At 71.9% G+C, this 26618-nt stretch carries 21 protein-coding genes; 8 read left to right on the top strand and 13 right to left on the bottom strand.

From position 1 onward, the window contains the following. Nucleotides 1–99 precede the first annotated feature (99 nt). The 4 genes from ACGFZS_RS46280 to ACGFZS_RS46295 form a co-directional block, all read right to left on the bottom strand. Nucleotides 100–2076: an ATP-dependent DNA helicase gene (locus tag ACGFZS_RS46280; protein ID WP_393800238.1), complete on the bottom strand. Its 1977-nt coding sequence runs from the start codon at nucleotides 2074–2076 to the stop codon at nucleotides 100–102. Nucleotides 2077–2279: 203 nt separating this feature from the next. Then, nucleotides 2280–3080 (bottom strand): GNAT family N-acetyltransferase, encoded by an 801-nt coding sequence (locus ACGFZS_RS46285; RefSeq protein ID WP_393800239.1) that lies wholly within the window; start codon nucleotides 3078–3080, stop codon nucleotides 2280–2282. A 228-nt stretch (nucleotides 3081–3308) separates the two neighbouring features. Then, a complete protein-coding gene (locus ACGFZS_RS46290) occupies nucleotides 3309–5450 on the bottom strand; it encodes an IucA/IucC family protein (RefSeq protein ID WP_393800240.1) in 2142 nt (713 codons plus the stop codon). A 455-nt stretch (nucleotides 5451–5905) separates the two neighbouring features. After that, a complete protein-coding gene (locus ACGFZS_RS46295; protein ID WP_393800241.1) occupies nucleotides 5906–7687 on the bottom strand; it encodes a diaminobutyrate--2-oxoglutarate transaminase family protein in 1782 nt (593 codons plus the stop codon). 329 nt (nucleotides 7688–8016) lie between these two features. On the opposite strand from ACGFZS_RS46295, the gene ACGFZS_RS46300 reads away from it, so the two are divergent. From ACGFZS_RS46300 to ACGFZS_RS46325, 6 genes are all read left to right on the top strand, one after another. Next, nucleotides 8017–9363 carry an ABC transporter substrate-binding protein gene (locus ACGFZS_RS46300; RefSeq protein WP_393800242.1) on the top strand — a complete coding sequence of 449 codons (1347 nt, stop codon included), beginning with the start codon at nucleotides 8017–8019 and terminating at the stop codon, nucleotides 9361–9363. Further along, a complete protein-coding gene (locus tag ACGFZS_RS46305) occupies nucleotides 9360–10268 on the top strand; it encodes a carbohydrate ABC transporter permease (protein WP_393800243.1) in 909 nt (302 codons plus the stop codon). The genes ACGFZS_RS46300 and ACGFZS_RS46305 overlap by 4 nt, the downstream gene beginning before the upstream one ends. Next, nucleotides 10265–11203, top strand: coding sequence for a carbohydrate ABC transporter permease (locus ACGFZS_RS46310; RefSeq protein WP_393800244.1), 939 nt, complete (start codon nucleotides 10265–10267; stop codon nucleotides 11201–11203). Before ACGFZS_RS46305 ends, ACGFZS_RS46310 begins: the two co-directional genes overlap by 4 nt. A gap of 24 nt (nucleotides 11204–11227) precedes the next feature. Continuing rightward, entirely contained in the window at nucleotides 11228–12136 is a 909-nt protein-coding gene (locus tag ACGFZS_RS46315) for a 5-dehydro-4-deoxyglucarate dehydratase (protein ID WP_393800245.1), read from the top strand. After that, nucleotides 12133–13380, top strand: a complete 1248-nt coding sequence (locus ACGFZS_RS46320) for a glucarate dehydratase family protein (protein WP_393800246.1) — start codon at nucleotides 12133–12135, stop codon at nucleotides 13378–13380. Before ACGFZS_RS46315 ends, ACGFZS_RS46320 begins: the two co-directional genes overlap by 4 nt. A 99-nt stretch (nucleotides 13381–13479) precedes the next feature. After that, nucleotides 13480–14703: a trypsin-like serine peptidase gene (locus ACGFZS_RS46325; RefSeq protein ID WP_393800247.1), complete on the top strand. Its 1224-nt coding sequence runs from the start codon at nucleotides 13480–13482 to the stop codon at nucleotides 14701–14703. 150 nt (nucleotides 14704–14853) lie between these two features. Here ACGFZS_RS46325 and hflX read toward each other — a convergent pair whose 3' ends face one another. From hflX to miaA, 6 genes are all read right to left on the bottom strand, one after another. Beyond that, nucleotides 14854–16347: a GTPase HflX gene (hflX, locus tag ACGFZS_RS46330; RefSeq protein ID WP_393800248.1), complete on the bottom strand. Its 1494-nt coding sequence runs from the start codon at nucleotides 16345–16347 to the stop codon at nucleotides 14854–14856. A 181-nt stretch (nucleotides 16348–16528) separates the two neighbouring features. Then, nucleotides 16529–18058, bottom strand: a complete 1530-nt coding sequence (locus ACGFZS_RS46335; protein ID WP_393800249.1) for a M1 family metallopeptidase — start codon at nucleotides 18056–18058, stop codon at nucleotides 16529–16531. Between the two features lie 69 nt (nucleotides 18059–18127). Then, nucleotides 18128–20257, bottom strand: a complete 2130-nt coding sequence (locus ACGFZS_RS46340; protein ID WP_393667333.1) for a RelA/SpoT family protein — start codon at nucleotides 20255–20257, stop codon at nucleotides 18128–18130. A gap of 287 nt (nucleotides 20258–20544) precedes the next feature. After that, on the bottom strand, nucleotides 20545–21408 hold the full coding sequence (gene dapF, locus ACGFZS_RS46345) for a diaminopimelate epimerase (protein WP_393800250.1): 864 nt from the start codon (nucleotides 21406–21408) through the stop codon (nucleotides 20545–20547). Between the two features lie 122 nt (nucleotides 21409–21530). Next, nucleotides 21531–22037, bottom strand: coding sequence for a hypothetical protein (locus tag ACGFZS_RS46350; protein WP_393800296.1), 507 nt, complete (start codon nucleotides 22035–22037; stop codon nucleotides 21531–21533). Between the two features lie 107 nt (nucleotides 22038–22144). Continuing rightward, nucleotides 22145–23083, bottom strand: a complete 939-nt coding sequence (gene miaA / locus ACGFZS_RS46355) for a tRNA (adenosine(37)-N6)-dimethylallyltransferase MiaA (RefSeq protein ID WP_393545573.1) — start codon at nucleotides 23081–23083, stop codon at nucleotides 22145–22147. Nucleotides 23084–23262: 179 nt separating this feature from the next. Between miaA and ACGFZS_RS46360 the strand changes: the two genes are divergently transcribed. Further along, complete coding sequence (locus ACGFZS_RS46360; RefSeq protein WP_393800251.1) at nucleotides 23263–23565, top strand: hypothetical protein; 303 nt, start codon at nucleotides 23263–23265, stop codon at nucleotides 23563–23565. 33 nt (nucleotides 23566–23598) lie between these two features. Next, a complete protein-coding gene (locus ACGFZS_RS46365) occupies nucleotides 23599–23886 on the top strand; it encodes an antitoxin (RefSeq protein WP_393800252.1) in 288 nt (95 codons plus the stop codon). An 83-nt stretch (nucleotides 23887–23969) separates the two neighbouring features. Here ACGFZS_RS46365 and ACGFZS_RS46370 read toward each other — a convergent pair whose 3' ends face one another. From ACGFZS_RS46370 to miaB, 3 genes are all read right to left on the bottom strand, one after another. Further along, complete coding sequence (locus ACGFZS_RS46370; RefSeq protein WP_393800253.1) at nucleotides 23970–24677, bottom strand: class III extradiol dioxygenase subunit B-like domain-containing protein; 708 nt, start codon at nucleotides 24675–24677, stop codon at nucleotides 23970–23972. A gap of 10 nt (nucleotides 24678–24687) precedes the next feature. Next, nucleotides 24688–24978, bottom strand: a complete 291-nt coding sequence (locus tag ACGFZS_RS46375) for a hypothetical protein (RefSeq protein WP_393800254.1) — start codon at nucleotides 24976–24978, stop codon at nucleotides 24688–24690. Between the two features lie 70 nt (nucleotides 24979–25048). Continuing rightward, nucleotides 25049–26575, bottom strand: a complete 1527-nt coding sequence (gene miaB, locus ACGFZS_RS46380) for a tRNA (N6-isopentenyl adenosine(37)-C2)-methylthiotransferase MiaB (protein WP_393800255.1) — start codon at nucleotides 26573–26575, stop codon at nucleotides 25049–25051. Between the last annotated feature and the right edge of the window lie 43 nt (nucleotides 26576–26618).

Raw genomic sequence — 26618 nt, forward strand, 5'->3', positions numbered from 1 at the left:
CCCGCCCCGGGCCGGGGGTATTGCACCCCCCCCCCCCCCCCCCCCGCCGGCCGGGGAGGGGGGGTGGGCCTCCCCGGCGCCGGCCCGCCCAACCCGCGATCACTGCGCCTCCGCCTGCCGGGCCACCGCGTCGATCGCCGCCAGCGACTTCCGGACCTGGTTACGGTCCGTGGTGTACCAGAAGTCGGGCAGTGACGTCTTGAGATACCCGCCGTACCGCGCGGTGGCCAGCCGCTGATCGAGGACGGCGACCACGCCCCGGTCCCCCGACGCCCGGACCAGCCGACCGGCGCCCTGGGCCATCAGCAGCGCGGCATGGGTGGCGGCGACCGCCATGAAGCCGTTGCCGCCGGCGTCCTCGACCGCCTTCTGCCGGGCACTCATCAGCGGGTCGTCCGGACGCGGGAACGGGATCTTGTCCATGACGACCAGCTGGCAGCTGGGGCCGGGGACGTCCACGCCCTGCCACAGCGACAGCGTGCCGAACAGACAGGTCTTCGGGTCGGCCGCGAAGTTCTTGATCAGCTCGCCGAGGGTCTCCTCGCCCTGCAGCAGTATCGGGAACTCGGGGATCCGGACCCGCAGTTCCTCGGCGGCCTGCTGGGCGCCCCGCATCGAGGAGAAGAGACCGAGGGTACGGCCGCCGGCGGCCTGGATCAGTTCGGTCAGTTCGTCGAGCATGTCGGCGCGGTCGCCGTCCCGCGCGGGGCGGGACAGGTGCTTGGCGACATAGAGGATGCCCTGCTTCGGGTAGTCGAAGGGGGATCCGACGTCGAGGCCCTTCCACTGCGGGAGGTCCTCGCCCTCCGTGCCCTCCGGGGCGAGGCCCAGGGAGGCGCCGACGCCGTTGAAGTCGCCGCCGAGCTTGAGGGTCGCCGAGGTGAGGACGACCGAGCGGTCCGCGAAGAGCTTCTCCCTGAGCAGGCCCGACACGGACATCGGGGCGACGCGGACGGAGGCGCCGAAGCGGTCGTGACGCTCGTACCAGACGACGTCCCACTCGGAGCCGTTCACGATTCGCTCGGCCACGTCGTGCACGCTCTCCACGGAGGCCAGTGCCTGCTTGCGGACCGCGTCCTCGTCCTGGACCGACTTGTCGCGGGTGGTGCCGATCGCGGAGATCACGGTGCGGGCCGCGTCCCGCAGGGCCGCCAGCGCATAGCCGAGATCCTCCGGGATCTCCTCCAGACGGCCCGGCAGGGCCAGCTCCATCAGCCGCTCGAAGCCCTCGGCGGCGGTCTGGAGCTGATCGGCGGCCTTCTCGTCGATCAGCTTGGCGGCCCGCCGGACGGCGCGGTTGACCTGGCCCGGGGTGAGCTCGCCGGTGGCGACGCCGGTGACCCGGGAGACCAGCTCGTGTGCCTCGTCCACGATCAGCACCTCGTGCGGCGGGAGGACCGGGGCACCCTCGATGGCGTCGATGGCGAGCAGGGCGTGGTTGGTGACGACCACCTCGGCGAGCTTCGCTCGCTCGCGGGCCATCTCGGCGAAGCACTCCGCGCCGTAGGCGCACTTGGACGCGCCGAGGCACTCCCGGGAGGAGACCGACACCTGCGCCCAGGCCTTGTCGGAGACGCCCGGGGTGAGGTCGTCGCGGTCGCCGCTCTCGGTGTCGTCGGACCAGTCCCGCAGCCTCAGCAGGTCCTGGCCCAGCTTGCTGGTGGGCGCGGCCGCCTCGAACTGGTCGAAGAGGCCCTCCTCCTCGTCCTGCGGGACCCCTTCATGCAGACGGTGCAGGCACAGATAGTTCGACCTGCCCTTGAGCATCGCGAACTCGGGCCGCCGGCGCAGCAGCGGGTGCAGGGCGTCGACGGTCCGCGGGAGGTCCCGCTCCACGAGCTGTCTCTGCAGGGCCAGGGTCGCCGTCGCCACGACGACCCGCTCCCCGTGGGCGAGCGCGGGCACCAGATAGCCGAGCGACTTGCCGGTGCCGGTGCCGGCCTGGACCAGCAGATGGGATCCGTCGTCGATCGCTCCGGCGACCGATTCGGCCATGGTCACCTGGCCGGGGCGCTCCGTGCCGCCGACAGCTGTGACAGCGGCATGCAGGAGTTCAGGGAGTGAGGGCTTCGTCATAGCGCGACCACCCTACGACCCGGCACTGACAATCGGGCGATCAAGGCGGGGACGAGGGGTGGGATCACGCCGGGGCTCCTGGGCGGACGGGCCAAGGGGGAGAAGGGCAGGCCGGAGACCGGACCGGTCCGAATTCTTCCGGACGGCCGGGAACTTGATCGGTCGCCGCTTCGTACTACATGTGTACGCGCAATCACTCAGCGCTACATCAGATGACGTAGGGACCGGTCCCGGATCATGAGGGCGGCCCGTTTGGCAGGCAGGTCGATCTCGGCGGCGTAGCGGTAGCCGGCGTTGAGGAAGGCGGCCACGGAGGGGGTGTTGTGAAGATCGGGCTCCGCGACGACACGCGCACAGGCCGGGCGGCGGTCGAGTACGAGATCGGCCACGGCTCTGAGCAGGGCGGACCCCAGTCCCCGTCGCCGGTCGGCGACATCGCCGATGAGGAGGTGGATCCCGGTGTCGTGCGGGCGGGCCGGATAGTGGCGGGCGAGCGGGTCCAGGTCGGCCCGGTAGATCTCCCAGTAGCTCATCGGGGTGCCGTCGAGCAGGCCCAGACACGGCACGCTGCGCCCGTCTCCCGCGAGTTGGGCACGCAGATGGTCCTCGGTCTGCGTCAGTGAACCGGCCAGTTGCCAGAACACGGCCACGGCGGGGTCGTTCATCCAGCGGCTGATGACCGGCAGGTCGCGTTCGACACGGACCGGCTGGAGCCGGAAGGAGCCGACGGGCGTCTCGGTGGGGCCCCAGGTCCCGACCTGGTCGAGCAGGTCGACCGTGTCGAGCGCACCGGACGCGTCGGGTGCGTCAGGTGTGTCGGGTGTGTCGGGTGCCTGTCCGGCGAAGAGGGCGCGGAGTTCGGAGGGAAGGCGGAGGTCCAGGGTGTCCTCGCAGTCCCGGACGTCCTCGGCGGGTCCGGGGTGGCCGGAACGGCCGGGATGGACAGGGTGCACGGGGTGAACCGGGACGGGGCCTGCGTCGGCGCTCGCGTCGGTGGGAGGCACGGTGCGCTCCTCTCAGGAGACGAGGTGGGTCATGTTCCTCGGTCGGTGGATGAAGGGCGGTGCGGGAAAGGCGGTGCGGGAAAGGTCGTGCGAGGGTCGGGAAAGGTCGTGCAAGAGAGGTGGTGTGAGAAAGGCAGTGCGGCGTGCGGCCGGTGGTGAGTGGGTCGGTGGCGGGTAGGGCTGTGGCGAGTGGTGCGGTCCAGGCGTCGGTCGGTGGGATCGGAAGGGTCAGGAGTGGAGGGGGTTGGTGATGGTGACGTAGACGGACTGGGTGTCGACCGGGCCGACGAGTTCGTCGAGGCCGTGCAGCCGGGTCAGCAGGTTGGCCTTGCAGCGCAGGACGGGTGAGTCGAGCAGGCGGCCGGGCAGGGAGCTGCGCAGCCGGGCGGGACCGGAGGCCGCGTCGGTGAGGAACCGGCGGAACGCCGCGAGCAGCAGGTGTTCGTCGGCGAGCCGTTGGGAGCCGAACGCGCCGATCAGACCGAGCACGTTGTTGATGCCGAGGTAGTAGGCGAAGCGTTCGTCGGTGACCTCGTCGGAGACGAAGGTGTCGCTGTGCTCGCCGATGCCGGGCAGCCGGGCGTCCAGGTCGGCCCGCCGGGACTCGCGGAAGTAGTAGCCCTGGTTGTCGCGGTAGCGGCCGCCTGCGGGCCAGCCGTCGGCGTCCAGCAGGAGCAGGGTGTTCTGCTGGTGGGCCTCCAGGGCGATGCCGGCCTCGCCGTCGAGCCAGAGCACCGGGCGGACGACCTGCTCCAGGTAACGCAGGAACCACTCGGCACCGACGGCGCCGACAGGTCGGCCGGTGCGTTCGGCCAGCCGGGCGAGCAGCGTGGCGAGCCGTGACCGGTTCGGCCGGGGCCTGCCGGGCGCCGCCGGGGCGTCGAGGGGCCGGGGGGTGACCAGCCCTGCGACGCAGGACACGTCGTCGGCCGGGGTGAACGGGTTGTGCCGGATGACCACGTCGAGCCCGGGCACGGGGCGGCCGTCCTGGCCGTCGACGGCCAGCCAGGCGGGGTCACGGACGATGTCGAAGCCGGGGTGGGCGGCCTGCCAGTGCTTGCCGAGGCCGGTGCGGAGCAGGCGGTGCGCCTCGACGCCCCGGTGGAGTTCCTTGCGGAGGTTCTCCCGGCGGGAGTTGGTGATGCGCAGGCCCAGCGACAGTTTGAGCATCGCGGGGGCGCCGGTGCGGTGGACGGTTCGTACGGAGGAGGTGGGATGCCAGGGGGTGCCGAGCGGGCCCAGGTCCCGGAGGAGCCCGGCGTCGAGCAGGGCGGCGGTCTCCTCGCGGTGGCGGATCTCACGGGCCTGCCAGGGGTGCAGGGGCAGGGCGGCGGCGTAGCCGTCGGGAAGGGGCAGCGGCAGGGCCGTGCCGACCAGGCGTTGCACGAGGTCCGGTGCGGGGACGGGGCGGCCGCGCTCGGTCCAGGCCGAGTCGGTGGCGAGGAGGGAGGAGGCGACAGCCATCCAGTGCAGACGGAACGAGCCGCGCAGCTCCGGTGAGTAGAGGCGGGCTTCGGAGTCGGTGAGTCCCTCTCGGCTCTTCGGGGTCGGGTGCAGCGGGTGCCCGAGGAGGAGTGCCTGCTCGGCGCCGAGGAAGCGGTCGGGGCCGTCGGCGGGGTGGGCGCGCCGGTCCGCGACGAAGGTGACCGTACGGCGCAGGGAGTCGGCGACCCGGGCCACGAGATCACCGTCGTCCGGGGTGGCTCGGGCGGTCGGCAGGCCATCGGCGGGGGCGGCCGGGGCGACGGGGGCGGGGGCGGGGGCGGGGGCGTGCTCGGCGGCGCCGGGGGTGCCTTCGGTGGGACCGGGGCTGGCGTCGGCTCCGGCGCCCTCGGACCCGCCTCCAGCGACGGCCCCGCCTCCGGTTCCGGCTCCGGTTCCGACTCCGGTTCCGGCTCCGGTTCCGACTCCGGTTCCGGCTCCGGTTCCGGCTCCGCCGCCGGCGCCTCCGGCTCCCGCCGCCGTCTCGCGGGTGAGCAGGGCGGCGAGGGTGACCGCGTCGACCGGTGGCGCGGTGTGGGGGGCGTTGGTCAGGCGGGGTGGGCCGAAGCGGTGCCACCCGGTCGGGGACCAGTGGCGGACCGGGGTAAGCAGACCCGCGCCGCTGGCGGGCAGCGGGATGCGGAGGGTGCCGGTGTCGGGCGCGGGGAGGTTCGTCTCGCGTACCCAGCAGCGGAGCAGGTTCTCCACGGCGGCGGCCTGGGCGGCGGTGTGGGGATCGGGGTGTTCCAGGAGGTCCCCGGTGTCGTCGCGGGGGCTCTCGGGCGAGGAGGTACGGCCGCGTTGCTGGGGAACCGACTCGGCGAGCGGAACGGGGCGTCCCTGTGGGCCTTGGTCTCCGTGGTCGTCCGGGGTGGGGGTGGCGTTCAAGGGGGTTCCTCGGGGCTCGGGCGGTGCGGGTTCGTCCTCGTGCCGGGCGAACGGGGCTGGTCGGGAGGTGAGAGGTGGTGGGTGGAGTGCTGTCGGTCCGGAGGAGTGGGTGGGAGGGAGGGAAGGAAGCCGATGAAGGGGGTCGGGGGCGGGTCGGCCGATTCGCCCTGGTCGGGTCGGTCGGGTCGAGTCGAGGCGGGGCGAGGCGGGGACGGAGGGGCCGGCCACCGGTCTGGCCCTGGGGTTCCGGCGGAGGGCCAGGGATTCCGGACGGTCCGGCGGGCCGGTTGCCTCTCGGTGCCGACGGCGCCCCGGCCCTCCGGCTGCTCCGCGGCTCCGCGGCTCCGCTGCTCCCCTGCTCCGGGCGACCGGTCCGCCTCGGAGGCATCACCCGCGTCGTCCGGCCGGGCCGTCCCGGACGGGTCGAACGCGTCGGCCGCTCCCGGATCCGTCGGCTACCCAGCCGGCTCCTCGCGGCCGTCCGGGCGTCGGCGCCGGACGCCGTGGGCGGCCGGGTCGCGGGCCACTGCCGCGATGGCGTCGGCAAGGCGGTCCAGTACGGCGGTCGCCTGTTCGTCGGTGATGGTCAGCGGCGGCAGGAGTCGTACGACACCGGCGTGGCGGCCGCCGAGTTCGACGATCAGGCCTCGCTCCAGACAGGCGCGCTGCACGGCGGAGGCCAGTTCGGGAGCGGCGGGGTGCGGCCCGGATCGGGCCGCACCGTCCGACCAAGCGGCGTTCGCCTCGGCACCCGGCATCCCCGCCGAACCGACCGCACCACCCCGGCCACCACCACGCACCGCCTCACCCGCCATCCCCGCCGAACCGACCGCACCACCCCGGCCACCACCACGCACCGCCTCACCCGCCGTCTCCGCCGAACCGGCTCCACCACCCCGGCCGCCGCCACGCACCGCCCCACCCGCCATCCCCGCCGAACCGGCCCCACCGCCCCGCCGGCCCACGCACACCCCGTCACCCGCCGTCTCCGCCAAACCGGCCGCAGAATCGCCAAGCGCCAGCCCCAGCCCCAATCCCGGGGCCGGGGCCGGGGCCGAAGTCGGGACCGCCCGCTGCCCCGTACGGCCGTCGCCCTCGGGATCCACCAACTCCACGCCGATCATCAGCCCGCGGCCCCGCACATCCCCCACGCAGGCGAAGTCGGACTGGAGGGTGCGGAGTTGGGTGAGCATGTGGGAGCCGAGGAGGCGCGCACGGTCGGCGAGGGCGTTTTCGCGGACGTGGGCGAGGGTGGCGGTGCCGGCGGCCATGGCGAGTTGGTTGCCGCGGAAGGTACCGGCGTGGGCGCCGGGTTCCCAGACGTCGAGGTCGTCGCGGTAGACGACGACGGCGAGGGGGAGGCTGCCGCCGATGGCCTTGGAGAGGACCATCACGTCGGGGGTGACTCCGCTGTGTTCGACGGCCCAGAAGGCGCCGGTACGGCCCACCCCGGTCTGGACTTCGTCGGCGATGAGGGGGATGGACCGGTCGGCGGTGAGCCGGCGCATCCGGCGGAGCCAGTCGTCGGGGGCGGGGATGACCCCGCCTTCGCCCTGGACGGGTTCGAGGATCATTCCGGCGGGCAGGGGGACGCCGGACTTGGGGTCGTCGAGGACGGACTCGGTCCAGCGGGCGGCGAGTTCGGCGCCGCGCGGGCCGCCGACGCCGAACGGGCAGCGGTAGTCCTGGGGGTAGGGCAGCCGGGCGACGCGGACGTCGCCGGCCCCGCCCGAGGCGGCCAGGGCGCCGGTGGTCATCCCGTGGTAGGCGCCGGTGAAGGCGAGGATGCCGGTGCGGCCGGTCGCGGCCCGGACGAGTTTGAAGGCGGCTTCGACGGCGTCGGTGCCGGCGGGCCCGCAGAACTGGACGCGGGCACGGTCTGCGAGGCCGGGTGGCAGGGTGCGGAACAGTTCGGTGATGAAGGCGTCCTTGACGGGGGTGGCCAGGTCGAGGACGGAGAGCGGGGCGCCGGAGTCGAGGACCTTGCGGATGGCCTCCAGCACGACGGGGTGGTTGTGGCCGAGGGCGAGGGTGCCGGCGCCGGAGAGGCAGTCCAGGTAGCGGCGGCCGTCGGCGCCCTCGATGGTCAGGCCGCGGGCGCGCACCGGCACGATGGGGAGGGCGCGCGCGTAGGTGCGGGCGCGCGATTCGCGGGCGGACTGGCGTCTCAGGATCCCCTCGTGCGCCGCGTGCGCTCCCCCGGACGTCTCCCCGGTCACCGACTCCGTCACGGCCACGGCTCGCTGTCCTCCCCGCTGTCCAGAGGCGAGTTGATCGGCGGGCACCGGGCACAGGCAGCGGGCACCCCACCGCTACCAACCCCGGACCGGCCGACGGGTTACGGGTCACCTCAAGATCCTTGCCCCGGCCGGACCGGGCACCGCGTACGGACGGGAGCGAAGCCGACGGCCACCCCACGCGGCGAACTGTCGTACCCCCTCGCCCCGTTCGACTCGCCGAACGCGGCACAGCCTCCCCTGAAATCTTTTCGGCCATGTCTTGACATACGGATGAAACGATTCGTAGCTTGGCCCATCATTTAGATTCGTGAAAAGAGTTCACGGATATGAACTCGGAGGTGTCCATGGGCGTACGCCGACGACGTCGCCGCCTGGCAGCCGCCCTCGCCGCAGCGGGACTCGCCTTCGGAACGGCCGCCTGCGGCTCCGGTTCCGACACCGCGGGGTCGGGCGACCCGAACACGCTGGAGGTGTGGACCCGGAGCAACCCGGACCCCGCCGCCACCTACGAACGCGTCTTCGCCGCCTTCACCGAGAAGACCGGTATCAAGATCGACTATCAGCCGGTCATCAACTTCGACCAGCAGCTGCAGAGCCGGGCCTCCACCAAGGACCTGCCCGACGTGATGATCAACGACACCGCACTGATGGGCAGTTACCAGGCGCAGGGCCTGCTCAAGTCCGTCGACCCGGCATCGATCGCCGGGCACGACGAGATCAGCGCCAAGAGCTGGGCGTCGACCGTCGGACTGGACGGCCGGCACTACGGCATCCCCTACTCCCGTCAGGCCCAGACCCTGATGATCCGCAAGGACTGGCTCAAGAAGCTGGGCCTGAAGGCGCCCACGACCTGGGACGAGATGCTCGACGTCGCCAAGGCCTTCGCCGACCGCGACCCGGACGGGGACGGCAAGAAGGACACGTACGGCATCGTCGTCCCGGGCAGCGCGCAGAACGGGTACGTCGCCTGGTGGGCCTCCAGTTTCCTGTGGCAGGGCGGCGCACAGCTCATCGAGCCGGCCGGCAAGGGCACGTACCGCCCGGTCGCCGACTCGGCGGCGGCCGTACGGACCGTCACCTGGCTGAAGGACAACCTCTTCTGCGGTGACAACGGTGTCATCCAGCCCGGCGCGGTCAGCGCCGTCACCGGCACCGCCACCAACTTCCAGGACGGCAACGCCGGGATGTACATGACCGGTCCGTACAACATCGCCACCTACGACACCACGCCGGGCAAGGACACGTACGAGGTCGTGCCCGCGCCGGCCGGACCGGTGGGCTCCACCGTGCTGGCCGACGGCGAGAACATCTACTTCGGGGCGAAGACCGGGAAGAGCAAGCAGGAAGAGGCACTTGCCGCGTTCCTGGTCTCTGCGGAAGGGCAGCGGCTGGCCATGACCGGCAAGAACCAGCCGGTCGTCCGCATCCCCGTCAACTCCACCCTGGACGCCGCGCAGGTGCGCGGCGACGCCCGCTGGAGCGTCGTACAGAAGGCGTACGAGGACGACTCCGCGCAGTTCCCGAACGCGCCGGACTTCGCCCCGATCAAGCAGGACACCGCCGACAGCCTCAACGCGCTGTTCACCTACTGCGGCAGTGACGTCGGCGCCGGGCTCAAGGAGCTCGACGACACCCTCGCAGGCGACCTCAAGGACCAGGGGCTGCTGAAGTGACCGCGACCATCGACCCCCCGCCCCGGCGGCGCGGCCGTTCCGTCCGCAAGGCCCTCGTCCCCTGGCTGTTCCTCGCCCCCGGGCTGCTGCTCGCCCTGGTCTTCAAGTTCCTGCCGATGGGCAAGGGCATCTGGCTCAGCTTCTTCAAGGTGCGCCCGTTCCTCGGTGACCAGTGGGTGGGCCTCGACAACTACAGCCGGGTGCTCGGCGACCACCGCTTCCAGGACGCGGTCGGGCACACGCTCGTCCTGGGCATCGGGCAGTCGCTCGGCGCGATCGTCGTCGGCTTCGTGCTGGCGGTGCTGCTGGAGGGCCAGGCCCGGTCCCTGAAGATCATGCGGACCGCCGTCTTCCTGCCGGTCGTCACCGCGACCGCGGTGGTCGGCGAGATGTGGCGGCTGCTGTACTACCCGACCTCCGACGGCGTGATCAACAGCGCGCTGGGCTTCTTCGGCCTCGGTACCACGCAGTTCCTCGACAACCCGGACACCGCGCTGTGGTCGACGATGGCCATGGGCATCTGGATGGCCGCCCCCTACAACATGGTGATCATCCTGGCCGGACTCGCCGGCGTGGACCGGTCGCTGTACGAGGCGGCCGCGATGGACGGGGTCTCGCTTCGGCAGCGCCTGTGGTATGTCACATACCCCTCGATCCGGCCCGCGCTCGGCATCGTCCTCACCCTCGCCGCCATCCGCGGACTGCGGGTCTTCACCGAGGTGTACGTACTGACCTACGGCGGCCCCGCCGGGTCCACCGAGGTCTGGATGACCCGCGCCTACACCCTGGGCTTCACCCGCAACGACATCGGCGGCGCCTCCGCGGCCTCCGTCGTGCTGCTCTGCGTGACGCTGCTGCTCACCGTCACGGTCAACTACCTGCGCAAGAGGGGAGACGTGCGATGAGCGCGCCCGCCATCGACCCCGTCCGGACACCGGCGCCCGCGATCCCCGCCAGGGCGGCGAAGCAGCGGGCCACTCCCGCCCGGTTCGACACCGCCCTCGGCTGGAGCGACCGGCCGGGCGCCGGCTGGGCGCTGCGGATCCTGCTCTGCGTGATCGCCCTCGCCGTCTTCGCCGGGCCGTTCCTGACGATCCTCTCCGGCGCGCTCAGCAAGAACCCCAGCGGCTCCTCGCTGTCGTTCCTGCCGCACCACCCCACGCTGCTGAACATCAAGGTGGCGGGCGAGCGCGGGATCTGGGACTACTTCACCAACTCGCTGGTCATCGCGGGCGGCGCGCTGCTGCTCCAGCTCGCGGTGTCGGTGCTGGCCGCCTACGCCCTGGCCCGGCACAGGTTCCGCGGCCAGGCGCTGGTGCTGACCCTGTTCATGCTGACGATGATGCTGCCCGAGGAGGTCATCGCCATCCCGCTGTCCCTGGTCCTCGGCCATGTGCCGGTGGTCGGCATCGACCTCAAGGGCACGGTGTGGGGCGTGATCCTGCCGCTCGGCGCCTGGGGCTTCTCGGTGATGCTGCTGACCGAGTTCATGAAGGACATACCGGCCGAGATCGAGGAGGCGGCGCGGCTCGACGGCGTCGGCGAGTTCCGGATGCTGTGGCAGGTGATCCTGCCGCTGTGCAAGCCGGCGCTGGGCGTGGCCGGTGTCCTCGGGTTCGTCATGATCTGGGACCAGTACCTGCTCCCGCTGATCGCCTCGAAGGACCCCACCGACTACACGGTCACCGTCGCCCTCTCCATCCTGCGCACGGACCCCGAGGTCGGCTCCGGGGTGGTGCTGGCGGGCGCGGTCGTCGCGCTCGTGCCCAGCCTGATCGTCTATCTGCTCCTCCAGCGCTCGCTGGTCTCCGGCATCGCGGCCGGGGCCACCAAGGGCTGACAACCCCCCACGTCTGAGAGAGACATGAAGTTCCAAGGAGTGCTGTTCTTCCCGGTCACCCGGTTCGCGGCCGACGGCTCGCTGGACGAGGACCGGCTCGCCCTGCACATCGAGTCCGGGGTGGCGGCCGGGGCCGGGGGCGTGTTCGTGGCCTGCGGCACCGGTGAGTTCCACGCGCTGACCGCCGAGGAGATCGAGCGGGCCACCCGGGTCGCGGTCGCCGTCACCGCCGGCCGGGTGCCGGTGCTGGCGGCGGCGGGCGGCCCCGTCCCGGCCGCCCGCGACCAGGCCGCCCGGATCGGGAGAGCGGGCGCCGACGGCATCCTGCTGCTGCCGCCGTACCTGGTGAGCGCACCGCAGCAGGGCCTGGTGCGGTACGTCGAGGAGGTCACCGACGCCACCGACCTGCCGGTCGTCTTCTACCAGCGCGGCACGGCCCGGCTGACCGAGGACACGGCGGCCGCCATCGCCGCCCTGCCCCGGGTCGTCGGCCTCAAGGACGGCATCGGCGACATCGAGCTGATGCACCGCCTCGTCCGGGCGGTCCGGGCCGTCCCCGGCGGTGACCGGTTCGCCTTCTTCAACGGCCTGCCGACCGCCGAGATGACCGCGCCCGCCTACCGGGGCATCGGCGTCGGCCTGTACTCCTCGGCGGTGTTCGCCTTCGCCCCGGAGATCGCTCTCGCCTTCCACCGGGCACTCGAAGAGGGCGACGAGAGGGTCGTACGGACGCTGCTCGACGAGTTCTACGCTCCGCTCGTCCGGCTCCGTGACGAGGTGCCGGGGTATGCCGTGTCCCTGGTGAAGGCCGGGGTGACGATCCGCGGCCTGGACGTGGGCGGGGTGCGGGCGCCGCTGCTCGACCCCACGCCGGAGCATGTCGCCCGGCTCGCCGAACTCATCGATCACGGTCTGGAGGCCGTCACCGCATGAACACGAGAATCCGTGAGCTGATCATCACCCCGATCGCCTTCCGCGACCCGCCGCTGCTCAACTCCAACGGCGTCCACGAGCCTCTCGCCCTGCGGATCGTGCTCCAGCTCGTCCTGGAGGACGGCACGGTGGGCCTCGGCGAGTCGCCGGGCGGGACAGCACGCCTGGAGCGCCTGGAGGCCGCGGCGAAGGCGGTCGTCGGCATGGACGTCTTCGACACGACGGCCGTCGCGGCGGCGATCGACGCGGCGCTGCTGCCGGCCGTGCCCAGCTCGCACGAGCGCGGCTGGACCACGAGCGCGGTGGAGGTGGCCTGTCTCGACGCGCAGGGCAAGCTGCTCGGCCGCCCGGTCAGCGACCTGCTCGGCGGCGCGGTCCGGGACTCGGTGCCGTTCGCCGCGTACCTCTTCTACAAGTGGGCGGAGCACCCGGCCCTGGACGGCCGCCCGGCGGTCGGCGACGACTGGGGGGAGGCGCTGGACCCGGCCGGGGTCGTCGCGCAGGCGCGGCTGATGCAGGAGCGGTACGGGTTCCGGTCGTTCAAGCTGAAGGGGGGCGTGTTCCCGCCGGACGAGGAGATCGCGGCGATACGGGCGCTGGCGGAGGCGTTCCCCGGGCAGCCGCTGCGGCTCGACCCCAATGTGGCCTGGTCGGTGGAGACTTCCGAGTACGTGGCGCGTGAGCTCGCCGACGTCCTCGAATACCTGGAGGACCCGACCGCGACCATCGAGGGCATGGCGGCCGTGGCGAAGGAGTCGCCGCTTCCGCTCGCGACCAACATGTGCGTGATCACCTGGGAGCATCTGCGGCCCGCGATCGAGCAGAACGCGATCCAGGTGCTGCTGACCGACCACCACTACTGGGGCGGACTGCGTCGCACCCGTGAACTCGCCGCCGTCTGCGAGGCGTTCGGGCTCGCCCTGTCCATGCACTCCAACTCGCATCTGGGCATCAGCCTCGCGGCCATGACCCATGTCGCCGCGGCCATCCCGAACCTGGACCACTCCTGTGACACGCACTACCCGTGGAACAGCGCCGACGACGTGATCCGGCCCGGGGTACTGGAGTTCACGGACGGTGCCGTCCGGGTCCCCACCGGACCCGGGCTCGGCGTCGAACTCGATCACGAGGCGCTGGACCGGCTGCACCGGCTGTACCTGGAGTCGGGTGTACGCACCCGCGACGACACCGGCTACATGCGGCGCGTGGATCCCAGCTACGAACTGCGGTTGCCCCGCTGGTGAGTCCCGTAGCGAAACCGTTGCCCTTCCAGGGGAAGACCCCCACAGCGAGCGCATAGTGTGTGGCGCTGAAGTTCCTTACCAACAGGGGGAGTCACCACCATGCGATCCATCCGGCCGTCGTCCGCCCCGCGCCGGCGAAGGGGCGCGCCCCGCGCGCTGGCGGCCGTCGCCCTCGCCTCCACGCTGGCGCTGACCGCCACCGCCTGCAACGGCTCCGGCGACGACAACGCGGGGGGCCCGGCGTCCGCGTCCGCCACGGCCGACGCCGGCGACGGCAAGATCAAGATCCCGGACGACATCAAGAACAAGCTCAAAGAGCACGGGATCGACATCGACAAGTGGAAGAACGGCGCCTGGAAGAACTGGGACAAGGACGACTGGCTGCGCGAGGCCAACGACTTCATCAACCCCATCATCAAGGGGCTGTGGGACCCGAACCGGATGCGGGACGCCAACGACCCGGACAAGGACAAGGGTGTCGACGACAACGACATCTCCGGTGACCAGGGCGTGACCGACCCGACGCCGGAGCCGGTCCGGGCGAAGGCGGTCCGGCCGACGTACCACGGCAGCGCGGCCACCTCCGGGAAGGTGTTCTTCGACTCCCCCGAGGGCACGATGGTCTGCTCTGCGACGGTCGTCGAGGACCCCGCGCACCCGGGCAAGTCCAACCTGGTGTGGACGGCGGGGCACTGTGTGCACGCCGGCAAGAAGGGCGGCTGGTACCGGAACATCGCGTTCGTCCCGTCGTACAACGACCAGGGGCTGACGGGTGCGGCGCTGGCGAAGGCGACCCGGCCGGAGATCGCGCCGTACGGCGTCTGGTGGGGTGACGGGGCGCAGACCTCGCAGCAGTGGATCGACCAGGGCGGTGAGACGGGCGGCGACGGGGCGTCGTACGACTACGCCGTGATCCATGTGACGCCGGAGCAGGGAAGCGGCGGCAAGTCCCTTGAGGAGACGGTCGGTTCGGCGCTGCCGGTGAACTTCGACGCGCCCGCGGTGCCGAAGGTGTCGAGCATCACGGCCACCGGGTATCCGGCGGCCAAGCCGTACGACGGGTCGCTGCTGTACCAGTGCGCGGACAAGCCGGGGCGGCTGTCGGTCGACGCGGCGGCGCCGACGATGTACCGGATCGGGTGCACGATGACCGGCGGGGCGTCCGGTGGTGGCTGGGTGGAGACCGGGGCCGACGGCAAGCCGGCGCTGGTGTCCAACACGTCGATCGGGCCGGTGAGTTCGGGGTGGCTGGCCGGGCCTCGGTTCGGGGATGTGGCGAAGGGTGTGTATGAGGCGGTCAGCAAGGAGTTCGCTGATCAGTGAGGGCGGTGGTGGTCGCCTACTCGCCGTAGGGGAACTGTGCGTCTGCGGCTGATCCGCCATCGTGGTTGATCGCGCAGTTCCCCGCGCCCCTGAACGGGCGCGCAAAGGGCCGCCCCCTGAAAAGGGGGCGGCCCATTCGGTTACGAACTGTCACGCAGCCGGAGTCGGCACGTGCGGGGCGAGTTCCGCCGCCAGTTCCTCGTGCACCCGGACCTTGAGGAGGGTGCCCTCGGCGGTGTGTTCCTCGGAGAGGACCTCGCCCTCGTTGTGGGCGCGGGCGACCAGCTTGCCGTGGGTGTAGGGGATCAGGGCCTCGATCTCGACCGACGGGCGGGGCAGCTCGTTGTCGACCAGGGCCAGCAGTTCGTCGATGCCCAGGCCGGTGCGGGCCGAGACCGCGATCGAGCGCTTCTCGTTGCGCAGCAGCCGCTGGAGGACCAGCGGGTCGGCCGCGTCCGCCTTGTTGATCACGACGATCTCGGGTACGCCGGTGGCGCCGACGTCCCTGATCACCTCGCGCACGGCGGCCAGCTGCTCCTCCGGAACCGGGTGCGAGCCGTCGACCACGTGCAGGATCAGGTCGGCGTCGCCGACCTCCTCCATGGTGGAGCGGAAGGCCTCGACCAGGTGGTGGGGCAGATGGCGGACGAAACCGACCGTGTCCGCCAGGGTGTAGAGGCGGCCGCTCGGGGTCTCCGCGCGGCGGACGGTCGGGTCCAGGGTCGCGAACAGGGCGTTCTCGACCAGGACACCGGCGCCCGTGAGGCGGTTGAGCAGGGAGGACTTGCCGGCGTTGGTGTAGCCCGCGATGGCGACGGACGGCACCTTGTTGCGCCGGCGTTCCTGGCGCTTGATCTCGCGGCCGGTCTTCATCTCCGCGATCTCCCGGCGCATCTTCGCCATCTTCTCGCGGATCCGCCGCCGGTCCGTCTCGATCTTGGTCTCACCGGGACCACGGGTGGCGAGGCCGCCGCCCTTGCCGCCGCCCATCTGACGGGACAGCGACTGGCCCCAGCCGCGCAGCCTCGGCAGCATGTACTGCATCTGCGCGAGCGCGACCTGCGCCTTGCCCTCCCGGGACTTGGCGTGCTGGGCGAAGATGTCCAGGATCAGGGCGGTCCGGTCGATGACCTTGACCTTGACGACGTCCTCCAGCTGGATCAGCTGGCCCGGGCTCAGCTCACCGTCGCAGATGACGGTGTCGGCGCCCGTTTCGAGGACGATGTCGCGCAGCTCCAGGGCCTTGCCGGAGCCGATGTAGGTGGCCGGGTCGGGCTTGTCGCGGCGCTGGATGACGCCGTCGAGCACGAGCGCGCCCGCGGTCTCGGCGAGGGCGGCCAGCTCCGCGAGGGAGTTGTCCGCGTCCTGCACGGTGCCCGAGGTCCAGACCCCGACGAGCACGACCCGCTCCAGGCGGAGCTGTCGGTACTCGACCTCGGTGACGTCCTCGAGCTCGGTGGAGAGGCCCGCGACACGGCGCAGGGCCGCACGCTCGGAGCGGTCGAACTGGTCGCCGTCCCGCTCTCCGTCGATCTCGTGGCTCCAGGCGACGTCCTCTTCCATCAGGGCATCGGCCCGAAGACCGTCGGGGTAGTCCTGCGCGAGGCGCCTGGTGTCCTGGGAAGGGGAAGAAGAGGAGGTCATTGGGTCCTTTACGTCGATGGGGATGCCGAAACCGGCGCTCAGTGTGTCAACGTACGAGTACCCCGGGAGATTCCCCGCCACCCGTGCCGCGTGCCGCGCCGACCCCATGATGGTCGCACGGCACGCCCCGGCCCGGCACCGTGTTATTCCGGGGACCGTTGTTCCGGGGGCCGCCCCGCCGTCACTTGCGGGCCTTCTGCTTCGCCGGGGCCGGGGTCTGCTTCCAGTCCGGGTGGCCGGGCATCGGCGGGGTCTTCGCGCCGTACAGCCAGGCGTCGAAGAAGCCGGTCAGGTCGCGGTTCGCGACTGCGGAGGCCAGGTGGACGTAGTCGGCGGTGGTCGCCGTGCCGTCCTTGTGCCGCTGGACCCAGATCCGCTCCAGGCGCTCGAAGGCGGGCTTGCCGATCTCCTGGCGCAGGGCGTAGAGGGCGAGGGCGGCGCCGTCGTAGATGTTCGGGCGGAAGATGCCGATCTTCTCACCGGCCTTGGGGGGCTTCGGCAGACCGGGCGGACCGCCGGCGGCGCGCCAGCGGTCGGAGGCGCCGTACGCGGCCTTCATGCGGTTGATCATGGGCTGCTTGCCCTTCTCCTCCGCGTACAGCTCCTCGTACCAGGTGGCGTGGCCCTCGTTCAGCCAGACGTCCGACCAGACGCGCGGGCTGACGCTGTTGCCGAACCACTGGTGGGACAGCTCGTGCACCATGATCGACTCGATGTACCACTTGGGGTACGCGGGCTCGGTGAACAGGCTCTTCTCGAAGAGGGAGAGGGTCTGGGTCTCCAGCTCGAAGCCCGTGGACGCCTGTGCCATGAGCACGCCGTACGTCTCGAACGGGTACGTCCCGACCTTGCTCTCCAGCCAGGCGATCTGGTCCGGGGTCTTGGCCAGCCAGGGTTCGAGCTTCTTGGCGTCGGCGCTCGGGACGACGTCCCGGACGGGCAGGCCGTGCGGTCCCTTGCGGTGCAGTACGGCGGAGCGGCCGATGGAGACCTGGGCCAGCTCGGTGGCCATGGGGTGCTGGGTGCGGTAGGTCCAGGTGGTGGCGGCGCCGACCCGGGCGGATCCGGTGGGCAGTCCGTTGGCGACGACGGTGTAGCTGTTCGGAGCGGTGATGTGGAAGGTGAACATCGCCTTGTCGGACGGGTGGTCGTTGCACGGGAAGACCAGGTGGGCGGCGTCGGCCTGGTTGGCCATGGCGAGGCCGTCCGTGGTGCGCACCCAGCCGCCGTCCTGGTCCTTCGCGGACACCGGGTCGCTGGTGTGCCGCACCGTGATCCGGGTCCAGCTGCCCCGCCCCAGCGGCCTGTCGGGCGTGACGACCAGGTCCTCGCCTGCGCTGTCGAAGGCGGCGGGCCGCCCGTCGACCTCGACGGACTCCACCTTGCCGTGCGCGAAGTCCAGGTTGAGCCGGTCCAGGGCGGTGGTGGTCCAGGCGTCGATGGTGGTGACGGCCTGCAGCGGCTTGTCGTTGCTGCCGGGATAGGTGAAGGAGAGGTCGTACGACGCCACGTCGTACCCCGGGTTGCCGAGGTACGGGAAGAGCCGGTCGCCGAGGCCGAGCGGGACCGGCGGGGCGCTCGCGCCGAGCAGGGCGACGGAGACGGCGGAGGCGAGGAGGGCGCCGGCCCGCCGGTGGCGGAGCGGGCCGGTGCCGCGTCCGGACGGGCGGGCGCGGCGCTGTGACGGGCGGGTGCGCAGGGTGAGCGGCATGGACCACCGCTACCAGCGCACCCCGACCTCACGGCGGCGACATGCGACAAATCCACTCGAACGAGTAGGTCACTGGTGTTGCGCCCGGCCCACGTCGTACACACCGGCCACGTTGCGCATCGCGCGCATCAGGGCGGGCAGGTGGGCCGCGTCCGGGAGTTCGACCGTGTAGGTGTGCCGGACCCGCTGCTGACTGGGGGGTTCCACGGTCGCCGAGACGATCTCGGCGCCCTCCTGGGCCATCGCCTCGGTGAGGTCGGCGAGCAGATGGGGCCGGCCGAACGATTCGGCGACCAGGGTGACCCGGCAGGCGGTGCTGTCGCCCCAGCTCACGGCGGACTCCGGGCGTCCGGTGCCCTTCATGTGCGCCACCGCGGCGCACTCCACGCGGTGCACGGTGACCACTCCCCCGCGCACGGCGAAGCCGGTGACCTCGTCGGGCGGTACGGGCGTGCAGCAGCCGGCCAGCCGCACGGTCGCGTCGGGACGGTCGACGACCACGGCGCTGGCGGTGCGGGGGGTGGGGGCCAGGGGTTCCGGGACGGGCCGCGTGGGCGCGGCCGCGGGGGCCTGCGGCTCCTCGGCGGCGTCCGGGTGGGTGGCGAGCCAGCGCTGGATGGCGATCCGGGCGGCCGGGGTGTGGGCGTGCTCCAGCCACTCCCGGGAGGGCTCGGAGGCCGGGTCCTGGCCCATCAGGAGCTGGACGGTGTCGCCGTCCCTGAGGACCGTGCTGAGGGTGGCGAGCCGGCCGTTGACGCGGGCGCCGATGCAGGCGTGCGCGTCCTCGCCGTACTGGGCGTAGGCGGCGTCCACGCAGGTGGCGCCCTCGGGCAGGCCGAGGGTGCCGCCGTCGGGGCGGAAGACGGTGATCTCGCGGTCCTGGGCGAGGTCCTCGCGCAGGGTGGACCAGAAGGTGTCGGTGTCGGGCGCGGCCTTCTGCCAGTCGAGGAGCCGGGAGAGCCAGCCGGGGCGGGTGGGGTCGGCGCGCTCGCCGTCCGCCGGGTCCTCGGCGGTCTCCGCCGCGGGGGCGTCGGCGGCCGGGGCGTAGGGGTTGCCGAGGGCGACGACTCCGGCCTCGGCGACCTTGTGCATCTGGTGGGTGCGGACGAGGACTTCGACGACCTGGCCGTCGGCGCGGGCGACCGCCGTGTGCAGCGACTGGTACAGGTTGAACTTCGGTACGGCGATGAAGTCCTTGAACTCCGAGACCACCGGGGTCAGACAGGTGTGCAGCTCGCCGAGGACGGCGTAGCAGTCCGCGTCCTCGCCCACCAGCACCAGGAGCCGGCCGAAGTCGGCGCCGCGCAGTTCGCCGCGTTTGCGGCTGACGCGGTGCACGGAGACGAAGTGCCGGGGCCGGATGAGGACCTCGGCGGGGATGTCGGCCTCGCGCAGCACCCCGCGCACCTCGTCGGAGATCTCCGCGAGCGGGTCGTCGGCGCGGGCCGCGTTCTCGGCGATCAGCTCCCGGGTGTGCGCGTACTCCTCGGGGTGCAGGATGGCGAAGACCAGGTCCTCCAGCTCGGTCTTCAGGGCCTGCACGCCGAGCCGTTCGGCGAGCGGGATGAGGACGTCACGGGTGACCTTGGCGATGCGTTCCTGTTTCTCGGGGCGCATCACACCGAGGGTGCGCATGTTGTGCAGCCGGTCGGCGAGCTTGATCGACATCACCCGGACATCGCTGCCGGTGGCGACGAGCATCTTCCGGAACGTCTCGGGTTCGGCGGCGGCCCCGTAGTCGACCTTCTCGAGTTTCGTCACCCCGTCGACCAGATAACGGACCTCCTCGCCGAACTGTTCCCGTACCTGGTCGAGCGTCACCTCGGTGTCCTCGACGGTGTCATGGAGCAGGGACGCCGTCAGGGTGGTGGTCTCGGCGCCGAGTTCGGCGAGGATCAGGGTGACCGCGAGGGGATGCGTGATGTACGGCTCGCCGCTCTTGCGCATCTGGCCGCGGTGCGAGGATTCCGCCAGCACGTAGGCGCGGCGCAGCGGTTCGAGGTCGGCGTCGGGGTAGTGGGCGCGGTGCGCCTCGACGACATGGCCGATGGCGTCGGGCAGTCTGCCGCGCGCGGCGTTCCCGAGCAGCGCCGCGCGGCCGAGCCGGCGCAGGTCGATCCGGGGGCGGGCCTTCCTGCGGACCGCCGCCGTGGGCGCTGCAGGACCGGGCGTCGCAGGGTTCGTGGCCTCCGCACTCATGGGCACACCTCCGGCTCGTGGACCGGCGGACGGAGCCCCAGGGCATACGCGGCTCAGGGATTGGCGACGTTCCCCCGTCCGTGCCGGTGCTTGATGCTATCGAGCCCACCGCGCCCGATTGACCGCCTCCCGCCGAGCGTGAAACGGATCACCCAATCGAGCGACGGTTTGGAGGTTTACGATTTTGCGCCACCTGTTCGGGGGGTGGCCGACGTTTCTGGCCATCAAGGCCAACGCGGGCCGTGCATCCGGGTGTTCACAGCCACCCGGACGCAGGGATCACGCGTTCAGCGGACGGCGCTTTCCAGCCATTCGGCGTCGATCTCGCCCTCGGCCACGATCACCGCGGGACCGGTCATCTCGATCTCGCCGTCGGGGCGTTCCGTGATGACGAGGCGTCCGCCGGGCACGTCCACGGTGTACGTGGCCGGGTCTCCGGTGGCGGCGGGGTCGGCGCCGTCGCGGCGGGCGGTGGCCACGGCGACCGCGCAGGCGCCGGTGCCGCAGGAGCGGGTCTCGCCGGAGCCGCGTTCGTGCACGCGCATCGCGACGTGGCGGGGGCCGCGGTCGACGACGAACTCGACATTGACCCCTTCGGGGTAGGCCGACGCGGGGCTGAAGGGGGGCGCGGTGTGGAGGTCGCCGGCGTCGGCGAGGTCCGCGACGAAGGCGACGGCGTGCGGGTTGCCCATGTTCACGTTCCGCGCGGGCCAGGTGCGGTCGCCGACGCTCACGGTGACCTCGCCCTCGGGGAGGCGGGCGCGGCCCATGCCGACGGTGATGTCGCCGGCCTTGTCGATGTGCACGGTCTTGACGCCGCCACGGGTGGCGACGGTGAGATCGCCTTCCGTGACATGGCCGGCGTGCTGGAGGTAGCGGGCGAAGACGCGGACGCCGTTGCCGCACATCTCGGCGATCGAGCCGTCGCCGTTGCGGTAGTCCATGAACCACTCGGCGGCGGTGGCCATCCCCTTGGCCTCGGGGTGTGCGGCGGACCGTACGACGTGCAGCACGCCGTCGGCGCCGATGCCTGACCGGCGGTCGCACAGAGCGGCTACGGCGGCCGGGGTGAGGTCCAGGGTGTTCTCGGGGTCCGGGACGATCACGAAGTCGTTCTCGGTGCCGTGGCCCTTGAGGAAGGGGATGCTCATTCTTCGAGGGTACGGGAGGGTTACGTCGTGCCTTGGCCGCGGGCCGGTGGGGGTTGATCGCGCAGTTCCCCGCGCCCCTTTCGGGGCGCTCCAGTGAGGGGAGTTTTCCGCGCGGCCCTACTTCAGCGCAGGCGCGCCACTCGCCACACCGCCAGGACGACCACGATCGCCACAAGGATCACGTAACCGATCACCACGCGCCAGTCGGGCCTGCGGCCCGAACCCTTCTCCGGGAAGCCCGGCAGGGTGTAGCCGACCTTGCGGGCCGCCATCATGCCCCAGCCCGCCGCGCAGGAGCAGATCAGCAGGCCCAGCATGGCGATCACCGCGCCGCTGTCGCCGAAGTCGAAGGCGAGGGGGAAGGCGAACATCAGGGAGCCGACCGCGGCCAGGGCCACGATGGGGGCGAGCTGCCACAGGCGCAGTCGGCGCTGCGGGCGGAGTTCGACCTCGACCTCGGGGCCGCTCGCGAACATCTCCTCCGGCTCGGGGCCGTCGGCGGTCACACCGCCGCCCACCGTGTCGTCCGGACCGTCCGAGCTCAGCCTGTCCTCGGCCTCTTCTGCCTCACTGGGCCCGACTGCGACGTGCTCGGTGTCTTGTGCGGTGTCGCGAGGGCCGGCCTCCATCGCCACGCGCCCTCCCAACCTAGGACTCCACTTGCGATCGAAGCTCGATGATGGCACGGCGCCGGAGGCAGCGATGACCGGTGGCGCATCCCGATGCCATGACGTGATCAGGCTGTGACCGGTCGTTCGACCAACGCCAGGGCCAGCCGCGGAAGTTCCTCGCGGTCCGCCGCGGCCCCACTCAACCAGTGCACCCGCGGGTCGCGCCTGAACCATGAATCCTGGCGGCGCGCGAAGCGCTTGGTGGCACGGACGGTCTCGGCCCGCGCTTCCGCTTCCGTGCAGTCTCCGGCGAGCGCCGCCAGGACCTGCTGGTAGCCGAGGGCGCGCGACGCCGTGCGGCCCTCGCGCAGCCCGTGCGCCTCCAGTGCGCGGACCTCGTCGACGAGTCCGGCCTCCCACATCCGGTCGACGCGCAGCGCGATGCGCTCGTCGAGCTCGGGGCGGGCCACGTCGACACCGATCTGGAGGGTGTCGTACACCGAGTCGTGGCCGGGGAGGTTGGCGGTGAAGGGCTGGCCGGTGATCTCGATCACTTCGAGGGCGCGGACGATACGGCGGCCGTTGCTGGGCAGGATGGCCCGGCCGGCCTCGGGGTCGGCGGCGGCCAGTCGCGCGTGCAGTGCGCCGGAGCCGCGCAGCGCGAGTTCCTCCTCCAGGCGGGCCCTGACCTCGGGGTCGGTGCCGGGGAACTCCAGGTTGTCGACGGCGCCGCGGACGTACAGCCCGGAGCCCCCGACCAGGATCGGCCAGCGGCCCTCGGCGAGCAGGGCGTCGATGCGGGCGCGGGCGAGCCGCTGGTACTCGGCGACGGAGGCGGTGACGGTCACGTCCCAGATGTCGAGCAGGTGGTGGGGTACGCCGGCGCGCTCCTCGGTCGTCAGCTTGGCGGTCCCGATGTCCATCCCCTGGTACAGCTGCATGGAGTCGGCGTTGACGACCTCACCGCCGAGCCGTTGGGCCAGAAAGACACCGAGGTCGGACTTTCCGGCCGCGGTGGGGCCGACGACGGCGATGACACGGGGGGCGGGGGGTGCGCTGCTCACCGCACCAGTCTCGCAAACCTCGGCAGCGGCTCTCGAACGAGTTACGTGACAGTCCGTGTCCGGCTTCGTTGCCCGTTGCGAGGTCCCGCCGCCGCCGAGAGGCGGTGACCGGTTCTGACGCAATCGGACGCACCGGGTGACGCGGGATTTCGCTCGCACGAGTAACGTATGGAGTGGATATGGGCGTTTTTGCACGACTCCTCGGAAGGAAGCCGAAGGCGACGGAGGAGCCCGGCGTCGAGGCGCCGGCCGGCACCGAGCCGGACGGGTCCGAGGCGGCGAACGCGGCGGAGGAGGCGGCGGCCGAGGCGATGGCGGCGAAGGGGACGGACGAGGGCGACGACGGGAGCGTGGAAGCGGCGGCGGTGGCGACGGAGCCCGAGCCCGCCGCGGTGACCGCCGTCGCGAGCACCGAGATCCCCCGGCAGCAGTCCGCCAAGGAGGCCGCCGACAACGAGGCCGGCGAGGGCGCCCGCACATAACGGCCCGCGAGGGAAGCCATAGGGAAGGTAGCCATGGGTCTTTTGGACAGTTTGAAGGCCAAGCTCGCCCCGGCCAAGGACAAGGCCTCTCACCTCGCGCAGCAGCACGAGGACAAGATCGACAAGCTTCAGCACGGCATCGACAAGGCCGCGCGGGTCGTCGACGAGAAGACCAAGGGCAAGTACAGCGACAAGATCCAGACGGGTACGGGCAAGGCCAAGGTCGCCATGGACCGGTTCGTGCATCCGGACGCCACGGGCGGGACCGGGGCCGACCCCACCACCCCGACCCGGCCGGAGGGTCCGCCGTCGGCTTCCTGAGCGGGGCGGACCGCGAAGATCGGCGGACGGCCGAGAGTCACCCGACTCCCGGCCGTCCGCCGTTTCTGAAGAAGTGGAGGCGCTCAGGACCAGGTCGCCACGAGGTAGCAGACGCCGTACGGGGCGTCGTCGTGGAGGAGGGTGCCGGTGAGGTCCGCGTGTTCGGCTGCGCCGGCGAGGATCTGCCAGGGAGCGCGGCCGGCGGCCTTGAGGTCGCGGGCGAGCGCCGCGTCGAGGTTCTTGATGGCCGCGATGTCGGCCGCGCCGAGCGCCCGGGCGACCTCGGCGTCGAAGGGGGCCGCCCGCTCGTCGAGGTAGCCGGGGGCCTTGAGGGTGCGGCAGGCGCTGGCGTCGCCCATCACCAGCAGGGCCACGCGCGCGGCCCGGCCGGCGATGTCCCGGCCGGCCTCGACGCACCGCTCGGCCTCCAGGGGCTCGCCCACCCCCAGTCCCTCGACCGGCGCGTCGGCCCAGCCGGTGCGCTCCAGCAGCCAGGCGCCGACGGCGAGCGAGGTCGGCAGTTCCCGCTCCCCCGCCTCGCCGTCGCCCAGGCGTACGCCGACGTCGACGCCGAAACCGCGGAAGGAGCCCCGGCTGCCCTGCGGGAACACGCCCCGGCCGGACTGCTCGGCGGGCCCGACCACCACCAGGAGGTCGGGCCGGGCGGCGGCGAGCACCCCGAGCGCGTCGGTGCAGGCGGCACGCGCGCCGTCCAGTTCGGGGGCGGCGCCGGCGGCGACCTCGGGCACGAGGAGCGGCGGGCTGGGGCAGACTGCGGCGGCGACAAGCACGACCGGCAGCCTAGTGCGGGTACCTGCCCTCGGGATCACTGCTCCACGCCAGTTCCGCCAGGCGGTAGAAGACCCGGTGGGTGGACATCATGCCTTCGATGTGCACGTAGTACGCGTCGCCGTCCCCCGTCCGGAACACTTCACGGCGCTGCTGGCGCAGGCCCATGCGGGGGCGGTGGGTACACGCGATCTCGTACAGGCCGGCCCGGGCCCGCTCGGGGGTCGCCTCGAAACGGACGACCTCCTCGACCTTGTACTGCTCCCCGTGGCCGAACTGCACGACCACCACCCACCGCGCCATGGTCCGCCGCCCCTCGTGATCGGCGCCCGTGATCGGCACCCGTGATCGACGCGAGGAGTATGGCGCGCGCTCAGTGCGCCGCGCAGCCCCCGGTGGCCGCCGGCAGCGGTTCCGGCACGCCGATCTTCGGCAGGCCCAGCAGGACGCCCGCCGGCTTCGCGGCCTCCGTCGCGTTCCGCTTCTCCCAGGCGTCGCCCGCGCGGGTGTGCCGTACGCCGAGCACCTGGCCCTCGGCGAGGAGGTGGTGCGGGGCGGCGTAGGTGATCTCCACGGTGACGACGTCGCCGGGGCGAACGTCCTGCTCGGGCTTGGTGAAGTGGACGAGCCGGTTGTCGGGGGCGCGGCCGGACAGCCGGTGCGTGGCGCCGTCCTTGCGGCCCTCGCCCTCGGCGACCATCAGCTCCAGGGTGCGGCCGACCTGCTTCTTGTTCTCCTCCCAGGAGATCTCCTCCTGGAGGGCGACGAGGCGCTCGTAGCGCGCCTGGACGACCTCCTTGGGGATCTGGCCCTCCATGGTCGCGGCGGGGGTGCCGGGGCGCTTGGAGTACTGGAAGGTGAAGGCCTGGGTGAAGCGGGCCTCGCGCACGGCGTGCATCGTCTGCTCGAAGTCGGCCTCGGTCTCGCCGGGGAAGCCCACGATGATGTCGGTGGTGATGGCCGCGTGCGGGATGGCGGCGCGGACCTTCTCGATGATCCCGAGGTAGCGCTCCTGCCGGTAGGAGCGGCGCATGGCCTTGAGCACCGTGTCCGAGCCGGACTGGAGCGGCATGTGCAGCTGGGGCATCACGTTCGGAGTCTCGGCCATGGCCGCGATCACGTCGTCGGTGAAGTCGCGGGGGTGCGGGGAGGTGAACCGCACCCGCTCCAGGCCCTCGATTTTCCCGCACGCCCGCAGCAGCTTGCTGAAGGCCTCGCGGTCGCCGATGTCGGATCCGTACGCGTTGACGTTCTGCCCGAGCAGGGTGATCTCGGAGACGCCCTCGCCGACCAGCGCCTCGATCTCGGCGAGGATGTCGCCGGTGCGGCGGTCCTTCTCCTTGCCGCGCAGGGCCGGGACGATGCAGAAGGTGCAGGTGTTGTTGCAGCCGACGGAGATCGAGACCCAGGCGGCGTAGGCGCTCTCGCGGCGGGTCGGCAGCGTGGAGGGGAACGCCTCCAGCGACTCGGCGATCTCGACCTGGGCCTCTTCCTGGACCCGGGCGCGCTCCAGCAGGACCGGCAGCTTGCCGATGTTGTGCGTGCCGAAGACGACGTCGACCCAGGGGGCCTTCTTGACGATCGTGTCCTGGTCCTTCTGCGCCAGGCAGCCGCCGACCGCGATCTGCATCCCGGGCCGCGAGGCCTTCCTGGGCGCGAGCCGGCCCAGGTTGCCGTACAGCCGGTTGTCGGCGTTCTCACGGACCGCGCACGTGTTGAAGACGACGACGTCCGCGTCGCCGTCCGAGCCCTCGGGGGCGCGCACGTACCCGGCCTCCTCCAGCAGCCCGGACAATCGCTCCGAGTCGTGGACGTTCATCTGGCACCCGTAGGTACGGACTTCGTAGGTCTTGGGTGCCGCTACGTCCACTGCGGGGCTCCGGTCGCTGCTGATGGTCATGGGTCAAGGGTAGGCGCTCCGCCGGGACCCCCGTCCCCCAGTT

The sequence above is a fragment of the Streptomyces sp. NPDC048288 genome (genome assembly GCF_043201555.1).
GTDB lineage: Bacteria > Actinomycetota > Actinomycetes > Streptomycetales > Streptomycetaceae > Streptomyces.